Here is a 7,677-nt window from a genome sequence, read left to right as displayed (position 1 = left end):
CCCGCGCCCCCCGTCGGCGACCCGCTGCCGGGGCTGCTGGACTGGGCCCTCGAAGGGCTCGCCTCGGTCGGCGCGCTGGTCATGCGCGGCGGCACCGGCCCCCGCGCCGAGGCCCTGCTCACACCGCTCGGGAACTGGGCGGTGTGGGTCAAGCTGGAGCAGATCTGCGTGGCCGCCCAGAGCCCCGCCGGGAACATCGAGCTGTCCGCCGAGGCCATGCTGCGCGGCTGCGCCGACCTCACCCCGGGCCCCGCCCGCGCCGAGTACCGCGCCTGGCTCGCCGCCCGGCCCGTCCGCAGTGCCGTCACGGAGCTGCTGGACGCGGCCCGGGGCGACGACGCGATGGTGCGCGGCCAGGCCTTCGAGGCCCTGCGCGCGGTGGGCGCCCCCGCCGAGCCGGCGGTCCGCACGGCGGCCGAGGAGCCGGTGCTGCGCCCGTACGCCCTGCTGTGGCTCGCCGAGCACGAGGGGCACGACCCGGAGGAGGCCGCCGAGGTGCTCAGCCGGGAGGAGGCGACCTGGCTGTGGGTGGACACGGCGGCCGCGGTCGCGGACCACGGGGAGGGGCGGCTGCTGGTGCGGCATCTGGACTCGGCCGTGCAGGGGACCGTGCCGGGGCTGCTGGAGGAGGTACGGGCCGTGGGGCACCCACGGACGGTGCAGGTGCTGGTCGCGCTGGCCGCCGCGCATCCGGATCCGGCCTTGGCCAAGGCGGTGCGCAGGGCTGCTTTCCAGGTGCACACGGGGGGTGCGTAGGGAGGGGCCCCGGTCCCGCCCTTTCTCCCCCAGCTACCGCTGGGAGGTGCCCCCAGTTTCCCGGGGGCTCCGTCCCCGGACCCCCGCTCCTCAAACGCCGGAAGGGCTGAATTCTCCCTTCGGGGCGTACGTGCCGAAGCTCCAGACGTTGCCCTCGGCGTCCCGGGCCATGTAGTCCCGGGAGCCGTACTCCTGGTCCGTCGGGGGCATCAGGATCTCCGCGCCGTGCTCGACGGCCCGGCGGTGGTGGGCGTCGGTGTCCTCGACGACGACGTAGACGCCGGAGGGCCCGCCGCCCGCCATGGCCTCGTCGAAGACCCCGCCCCGGCCCTTGGTCCCGATCATCACGATGCCGTTGCCGTAGACGAGCTCGGCGTGCAGGACGGTGCCGTCCTCGCTCTCGTAGAGGGCGCTCTGGACGAAGCCGAAGGCCTCCGTGAGCAGGCGGATCGCCGCCTTCGCGTCGCGGTAGAGCAGCGCCGGGCTGATGGCCGGCGTCGCGGTGCCTGTATCTGCCATGGCGGTCCCTCCTCGGAAAAGGTCGTCGGGAAAGGTCAGCGGAACGTGTCGCAGCGGGCCATGTCGCCCGTGGTGTAGCCGGTGGTGAACCACTGCTGGCGCTGGGCCGCCGAGCCGTGGGTCCAGCTCTCCGGCGTGACCCGCCCCTGGAACTTCTCCTGGATGCGGTCGTCGCCCACCGCGGCCGCCGCGGAGAGCCCGTCGTCGATGTCGGCCTTGGTCAGCTGTTTGATCAGCGGCCGGCCGGTGGACTTGTCCGGGGTGGTCGTCGCGTGCCTGGCCCAGACCCCGGCGTAGCAGTCGGCCTGGAGCTCGACCTTGACCGAGTTGCTGCCGGCCCCGGTGAGCCGGTCCTGGGCGCGGGAGAGCGTGCCCTGGAGGTTCTGGATGTGGTGCCCGTACTCGTGGGCGACGACATAGGCCTGGGCGAAGGGGCCGCCGCTCGCGCCGAACTTGGACTTCAGCTCGTCGAAGAAGCCCAGGTCCAGGTAGACCTTGCGGTCGCCGGGGCAGTAGAACGGGCCGACCGCCGAGGTGGCGGCCCCGCAGGCGGTGTTCGTCCGGCCGGTGAAGAGGACCGTCGAGGCGGGGGTGTACGTCATGGAGCGGCGGGCGAGCTCCTGGCTCCAGAACGACTGGGCGCTGTTGACGATCGCGACGATCCGGCAGTCCTGGCGGGTGTTGGCGTCCTTGCCGGTACGGCAGGTCCGGGAGACCTGCTGGTCCGTGCTGGGCGACGCCGCGGGGCCCGGCCCCTGGGAGCTCAGCCCCAGCTCGTTCGGGCCGATGCCGAAGAAGAGCCCCAGGGCCAGCGCGATCAGCCCCACGATGCCGCCGCCGATGGTCAGCCCACCGCCGGGGATGCCGCCGCCCCGCTGGTCCTGCACCTGGGAAGTGTCCAGGTCGGCGTCGTCGTCGAACTGCACGTGCCCACCGCCTCTCGGCTCCACCGCTCACCGGTAAGGGCTGTCCACCCCGAGTATCGGCGAATCGCCCCGGCCGCGCGCTCTCCGGTGCGTCCGGCGTGGCGGGCGACCCCGGCAATCGGTTTGCGCGCCCCCGTTAGACTGGTCCGCATGGCATTCCTCCTCGTGCATTAGACGGCGTCATCGCGACCCAGTCCGTCCTTCCGCCGTCCATCACTGCCCGGGAGTAGAACCCCTCGTGATCACCGCATCCGGCATCGAGCTGCGCGCCGGCGCACGCGTCCTCATCGAGTCCGCCTCGTTCCGCATCGCCAAGGGCGACCGTGTCGGCCTGGTCGGCCGCAACGGCGCCGGCAAGACCACCCTCACCAAGTGCCTCGCCGGTGAGGGCATCCCCGCCGCGGGCACCATCTCCCGCTCCGGCGAGGTCGGCTATCTGCCGCAGGACCCCCGCACCGGCGATCTGGACGTGCTCGCCCGCGACCGCATCCTCTCCGCGCGCGGCCTCGACCTCGTCCTGCGCAAGATGCGGGAGAACGAGGACCGGATGGCGAACGGCAAGGGCGCCACCCGCGAGAAGGCGATGAAGAAGTACGAGCGCCTGGAGACGGAGTTCCTGACCAAGGGCGGTTACGCCGCCGAGGCGGAGGCCGCGACCATCGCCGCCAGCCTCGGTCTGCCCGACCGCATCCTCACCCAGCCGCTGCACACCCTCTCCGGTGGTCAGCGCCGCCGGGTCGAGCTGGCCCGGATCCTCTTCTCGGACGCCGACACCCTGCTCCTGGACGAGCCCACCAACCACCTCGACGCGGACTCCATCATCTGGCTGCGGGACTACCTCAGGACCTACCGCGGCGGCTTCATCGTGATCTCCCACGATGTCGACCTCGTCGAGACGGTCGTCAACAAGGTCTTCTACCTCGACGCGAACCGTTCGCAGATCGACGTCTACAACATGGGCTGGAAGCTCTACCAGCAGCAGCGCGAGGCCGACGAGAAGCGCCGCAAGCGCGAGCGCCAGAACGCCGAGAAGAAGGCCGCCGCGCTCAATTCGCAGGCCGACAAGATGCGCGCCAAGGCCACCAAGACCGTCGCCGCGCAGAACATGGCCAAGCGCGCCGAGAAGCTGCTCTCGGGCCTGGAGGCGGTGCGCGTCTCCGACAAGGTCGCCAAGCTCCGCTTCCCCGAGCCCGCGCCCTGTGGCAAGACCCCGCTCACCGCCGAGGGCCTGTCCAAGTCCTACGGCTCGCTGGAGATCTTCACCGACGTCGACCTGGCCATCGACAAGGGCTCCCGCGTCGTCATCCTCGGCCTCAACGGCGCCGGCAAGACCACCCTGCTGCGGCTGCTCGCGGGCGCCGAGAAGCCCGACACGGGCGCCGTCACCCCCGGTCACGGCCTCAAGCTGGGCTACTACGCCCAGGAGCACGAGACGCTGGACCCGGACCGCACGGTCCTGGAGAACATGCGCTCCTCCGCGCCCGACCTCGACCTCGTCGAGGTGCGCAAGGTACTGGGCTCCTTCCTGTTCTCCGGCGACGACGTCGACAAGCCCGCGGGCGTGCTCTCCGGCGGTGAGAAGACCCGGCTGGCGCTGGCCACGCTCGTCGTCTCCTCCGCCAACGTCCTCCTCCTCGACGAGCCCACCAACAACCTCGACCCGGCCAGCCGCGAGGAGATCCTCGGCGCGCTGCGCACCTACAAGGGCGCCGTGGTGCTGGTGACGCACGACGAGGGCGCCGTGGACGCCCTGGAGCCGGAGCGGATCATCCTGCTCCCGGACGGCGTCGAGGACCTGTGGGGCCCGGACTACGCGGACCTCGTCGCGCTCGCCTGACCGGACCGGGGCCGCTCTTGATCAGTGCGGTCCCGATCATTCGGCCGAGGCGTGATCCACCATCTGTGTGAGGGCGGCTCGTACCCCGCCACCGTCCGTCGCTCCGGCGCACGCGCTGTGCGGGATGCGGGGCGCCGTTCGCGCCGCGCATCACGGAGCCCTGTCTGACCTGCCGCTTCGCCCCGCCACCCGTACGGCCGTACGACGCGGATCATGTGGAATTGCCTGCTCCAGGGCCTGTCGCGACCGGAAAACACGGACGTCCGTTCCCTTGGACTTCTTATGGACCTTGCCGAATGGGTGGCCAGGAGGCCGCCTAGGGGTGATCATGAGAGACAAGAGGCGCATCTCCCATGAGGAGGCACGGGTGGCCGAGACTCTGAAGAAGGGCAGCCGGGTGACCGGCGCCGCGCGCGAGAAGCTCGCGGCAGACCTGAAGAAGAAGTACGACTCCGGTGCGAGCATCAGGGCGCTGGCCGAAGAGACCGGTCGCTCCTATGGCTTCGTCCACCGGATGCTCACCGAATCCGGCGTGGTCCTGCGGGGCCGCGGTGGAGCGACGCGCGGCAAGAAGGCCGCCTCGGTCTGACGCCGCGCACCTTGTGAGAACAGCGGTCAGGACAGTCCCACCCGGTCGGCCGACCGGCCGTCCGGGTGGTTACTGTGCAGTCAACCAACATGACTGCGGGCAATACGGAGGCCCCCATGACCGCCAGCGACACCTTGCTCGACCAGGACGGCGTACGGCTCACCGTCGATGACACGGTGGCCACCGTCACCCTCACCAACCCCGCCAAGCGCAACGCTCAGTCGCCCGCGCTCTGGCGGGCGCTGACCGAGGCGGGACGGCGGCTGCCGGGCACCGTGCGGGTCGTGGTGCTCCGGGGCGAGGGCAAGTCCTTCTCCGCCGGCCTCGACCGGCAGGCGTTCACGCCCGAGGGCTTCGACGGCGAGCCGTCCTTCCTGGACCTGGCACGCGGCAGCGACGAGGCGCTGGACGCCGAGATCGCCGCGTACCAGGAGGCGTTCACCTGGTGGCGACGGACCGACATCGTCTCGATAGCCGCCGTCCAGGGCCATGCCATCGGCGCGGGCTTCCAGCTCGCCCTCGCCTGCGACCTGCGCGTCTGTGCCGACGACGCGCAGTTCGCCATGCGCGAGACCAGCCTGGGGCTGGTGCCCGACCTCACCGGCACCCATCCGCTGGTGTCGCTGGTGGGCTACGCCCGGGCGCTGGAGATCTGCGCCACGGGCCGTTTCGTCCACGCCGCCGAGGCCGAGCGCATCGGCCTGGCCAACGCGGTCGTCCCCCTCGCGGAGCTCTCCGCCGCCACCGCCGACCTCACCGCGGCCCTGCTGGCGGCGCCGCGTGACGCGGTCGTCGAGACCAAGGCGCTGCTGCGCGGTGCCCAGGGCCGTACGTACGAGGAGCAGCGCGTCGCGGAGCGCGCGGCGCAGGCGCGCCGGCTGCGCGACCTCGCGGGCCTCGGGGAGTGACGGCGCGCGCCTCGCGCGCTCCGTCCCGCTGACCGGCGCCGGCCCGGACTTCCCCGGATCGCCCCAGCGGGGCGCGGCGAGCCCGCCTATGGTGGCAGGGACGGGAAGAGAGGCGAACGCCGATGACCGACACATCGAGTCAGCCCCACCAGACCGGTCAGCGGTCCGGCCCGGCCCCGGGCCGGCACCCCGGCTCCGGCAAGGAGCCCGTCCCCGCCGCCGAGCGGGGCCGCACCACCATCGCCGACGGCGTCGTGGAGAAGATCGCCGGGCTCGCGGCCCGCGACGTCGTCGGCGTCCACGCCCTGGGCAGCGGGCTGTCCCGCACTTTGGGGGCCGTGCGCGACCGGGTGCCGGGCGGGCGGTCCGTCGCCCGGGGGGTGAAGGCGGAGGTCGGCGAGGTCCAGACGGCCCTCGATCTGGAGATCGTCGTGGATTACGGCTTCGCCATCGCGGATGTCGCCCGCGCCGTGCGGGAAAACGTCATCACGGCGGTGGAGCGGATGACGGGCCTGGAGGTCGTCGAGGTCAACATCGCCGTGACCGACGTCAAGCTGCCGGACGAGGCCGAGGAAGAGCCGGAGCCCAGGCTCCAGTGAGGAGCGCGCCATGAGCATGGCCGTGGCCGGCATGATCGCCGGCATGGCTCTCGGTTTCGCCGGCTACTTCGGGGGGTTCGGCGCCTTTCTGCTGGTCGCGGCGCTGGGCGCGGTGGGGTTCGTGGGCGGGCGGTTCCTCGACGGCGATCTGGAGCCGGGCGAGTTCTCACGGCTGCTGCGTCCGCGCGACCGCGACCGGCACGGGAGGTAGGGCGTGCGGGGAGGACGCGCGGTGGTGCCCGCCGAGCGCGGCGCCACCCGGATCGCCGACCGTGTCGTAGCGAAGATCGCCTCCCGGGCGGCCCTGGAGGCGCTCGGCGCCACGGCCCCTCCCGAGGAGCACGAGCCCCCGCGCGCCTCCGTCGTCGTCCACGACGGCTCCGCCCGGGTGCGGGTCCTGATCGAGCTGGACTACCCCGCCGACATCGGCGCCCGCTGCCGCGCCGTGCGCGAGCGGATCGCCGAACGGGTCGGGGAACTGACGGGCATGGAGGTGCCCGAGGTGATCATCACGGTCGAGCGGCTGCACTCCGCGCACACCGGCCGGCTGTCGGGGGTGCGGGTGCGATGAGCGGTCCCGTGTCACTGGAGAAGCCGGCCGGGGAGGGGGCGCCCCGGGCCGTCGAGGGCGGCCCCGTCCCCCGCTTCCGGTCCGCGCGCCGGCTGCCCGCCGCGCTGCTCGCGGCCGTGGTCCTGGCCGCCGCCGGGTTCTTCCTCTACGACGTCACCGCCGTCCGCGCCGGCCGCCCCGCCATGGCCTGGCGCCGCCGCCTCGCCCAGGAGCTGGCGACCCGTCACCTCGGCGACGGACTGGTGATCGCCGGCGCCGTGGCGGCCGTGCTCGCCGGCTGCTGGCTGATCGTCCTCGCCGTCACCCCGGGCCTGCGCGGAGTGCTGCCGATGCGCCGCGCCGACGGCACGGGCGACGACGGGGTACGGGCCGGGCTGGAACGCGGGGCGGCGGCCCTGGTGCTGCGCGACCGGCTGATGGAGGTCCCCGGCGTCCAGGCCGTCCGGGTCGACGTCGGCCGGCGTGTGGTCCGGGCCCGGGCCCGCTCCCACTTCCGGGACCTGGACGAGGTGCGGACCGATGTGAACACCGTACTGGCCGAGGGTGTGCGGGAGTTGGGGCTCGCCCGGGAGCCGTCCCTGTCCGTGCACGTACGGCGCCCGGCGAAGAGGTGAACGGGGTGGGGTGGTTGTCGCCGTGCTGAGGACCGTCAACCGGCTGCTGATCGGGCTGGCCGGAGCGCTGCTGGTGGTGCTCGGCGCCGCGGTGCTGATCGGCGCGCTGGACCTGCCGCGCCGCTGGGGGTTCGGGCTGCCGTCGGCGTGGCCGTTCGACGGCCCGGACGATGTGCTGCTGCCCGCCGCGGAGCTGCGGAGGTGGCGCGGCCGGGGGTGGTGGTGGCCGGTGGTCGTCGCGGCCCTGGCCGTCGTCGTCCTGCTGGCCGCGTGGTGGCTGTCCGTCCAGGCCCGCCGGCGCCGGCTGCGCGAGGTGGTCGTCCACAGCGGCGGCGGGGAGGTGGCGTCGGTGCGGGGG

9 protein-coding genes and 2 pseudogenes are annotated in these 7,677 nt (G+C 73.1%); 9 read left to right on the top strand and 2 right to left on the bottom strand.

Translation table 11 applies throughout. The features are described 5' to 3' along the window. Nucleotides 1-756: pseudogene (locus K6I33_RS28260) on the top strand (hypothetical protein); the annotation flags it as partial. Between the two features lie 90 nt (nt 757-846). Here K6I33_RS28260 and K6I33_RS28255 read toward each other — a convergent pair. Further along, nucleotides 847-1,275 carry a VOC family protein gene (locus K6I33_RS28255; protein ID WP_229357372.1) on the bottom strand — a complete coding sequence of 143 codons (429 nt, stop codon included), beginning with the start codon at nt 1,273-1,275 and terminating at the stop codon, nt 847-849. Nucleotides 1,276-1,310: 35 nt separating this feature from the next. Further along, on the bottom strand, nt 1,311-2,201 hold the full coding sequence (locus tag K6I33_RS28250) for a neutral zinc metallopeptidase (protein ID WP_229357371.1): 891 nt from the start codon (nt 2,199-2,201) through the stop codon (nt 1,311-1,313). Nucleotides 2,202-2,439: 238 nt separating this feature from the next. Between K6I33_RS28250 and K6I33_RS28245 the strand changes: the two genes are divergently transcribed. The 8 genes and pseudogenes from K6I33_RS28245 to K6I33_RS28210 all read left to right on the top strand — a co-directional run. After that, entirely contained in the window at nt 2,440-4,038 is a 1,599-nt protein-coding gene (locus K6I33_RS28245) for an ABC-F family ATP-binding cassette domain-containing protein (protein WP_229357370.1), read from the top strand. A 367-nt stretch (nt 4,039-4,405) separates the two neighbouring features. Further along, nucleotides 4,406-4,627 (top strand): helix-turn-helix domain-containing protein, encoded by a 222-nt coding sequence (locus K6I33_RS28240; protein WP_066977790.1) that lies wholly within the window; start codon nt 4,406-4,408, stop codon nt 4,625-4,627. 116 nt (nt 4,628-4,743) lie between these two features. Further along, nucleotides 4,744-5,535: an enoyl-CoA hydratase/isomerase family protein gene (locus K6I33_RS28235; RefSeq protein WP_229357369.1), complete on the top strand. Its 792-nt coding sequence runs from the start codon at nt 4,744-4,746 to the stop codon at nt 5,533-5,535. 122 nt (nt 5,536-5,657) lie between these two features. Further along, the gene (locus K6I33_RS28230; protein ID WP_229357368.1) at nt 5,658-6,134 is read left to right on the top strand and encodes an Asp23/Gls24 family envelope stress response protein; all 477 of its coding nucleotides are present in this window, start codon (nt 5,658-5,660) and stop codon (nt 6,132-6,134) included. Nucleotides 6,135-6,144: 10 nt separating this feature from the next. Continuing rightward, nucleotides 6,145-6,345 (top strand): hypothetical protein, encoded by a 201-nt coding sequence (locus tag K6I33_RS28225; protein WP_229357367.1) that lies wholly within the window; start codon nt 6,145-6,147, stop codon nt 6,343-6,345. Nucleotides 6,346-6,348: 3 nt separating this feature from the next. Continuing rightward, nucleotides 6,349-6,705 (top strand): Asp23/Gls24 family envelope stress response protein, encoded by a 357-nt coding sequence (locus K6I33_RS28220; RefSeq protein WP_229357366.1) that lies wholly within the window; start codon nt 6,349-6,351, stop codon nt 6,703-6,705. Next, nucleotides 6,702-7,319 carry a DUF6286 domain-containing protein gene (locus K6I33_RS28215; RefSeq protein ID WP_229357365.1) on the top strand — a complete coding sequence of 206 codons (618 nt, stop codon included), beginning with the start codon at nt 6,702-6,704 and terminating at the stop codon, nt 7,317-7,319. The genes K6I33_RS28220 and K6I33_RS28215 overlap by 4 nt, the downstream gene beginning before the upstream one ends. A gap of 10 nt (nt 7,320-7,329) precedes the next feature. Next, nucleotides 7,330-7,677, top strand: a pseudogene (locus K6I33_RS28210) (alkaline shock response membrane anchor protein AmaP); the annotation flags it as partial.

This window comes from Streptomyces sp. UNOB3_S3 (assembly GCF_020740895.1).
Taxonomy (GTDB): domain Bacteria; phylum Actinomycetota; class Actinomycetes; order Streptomycetales; family Streptomycetaceae; genus Streptomyces.
Note: the sequence above shows the minus strand (reverse complement) of the source record. Positions and strands in the feature narration are given on the sequence as shown.

Coding starts and splice junctions, on each gene's coding strand:
- K6I33_RS28255 (WP_229357372.1), bottom strand. CDS start 1,275: ATGGCAGATACAGGCACCGCGACGCCGGCCATCAGCCCGGCGCTGCTC.
- K6I33_RS28235 (WP_229357369.1), top strand. CDS start 4,744: ATGACCGCCAGCGACACCTTGCTCGACCAGGACGGCGTACGGCTCACC.
- K6I33_RS28230 (WP_229357368.1), top strand. CDS start 5,658: ATGACCGACACATCGAGTCAGCCCCACCAGACCGGTCAGCGGTCCGGC.
- K6I33_RS28225 (WP_229357367.1), top strand. CDS start 6,145: ATGAGCATGGCCGTGGCCGGCATGATCGCCGGCATGGCTCTCGGTTTC.
- K6I33_RS28215 (WP_229357365.1), top strand. CDS start 6,702: ATGAGCGGTCCCGTGTCACTGGAGAAGCCGGCCGGGGAGGGGGCGCCC.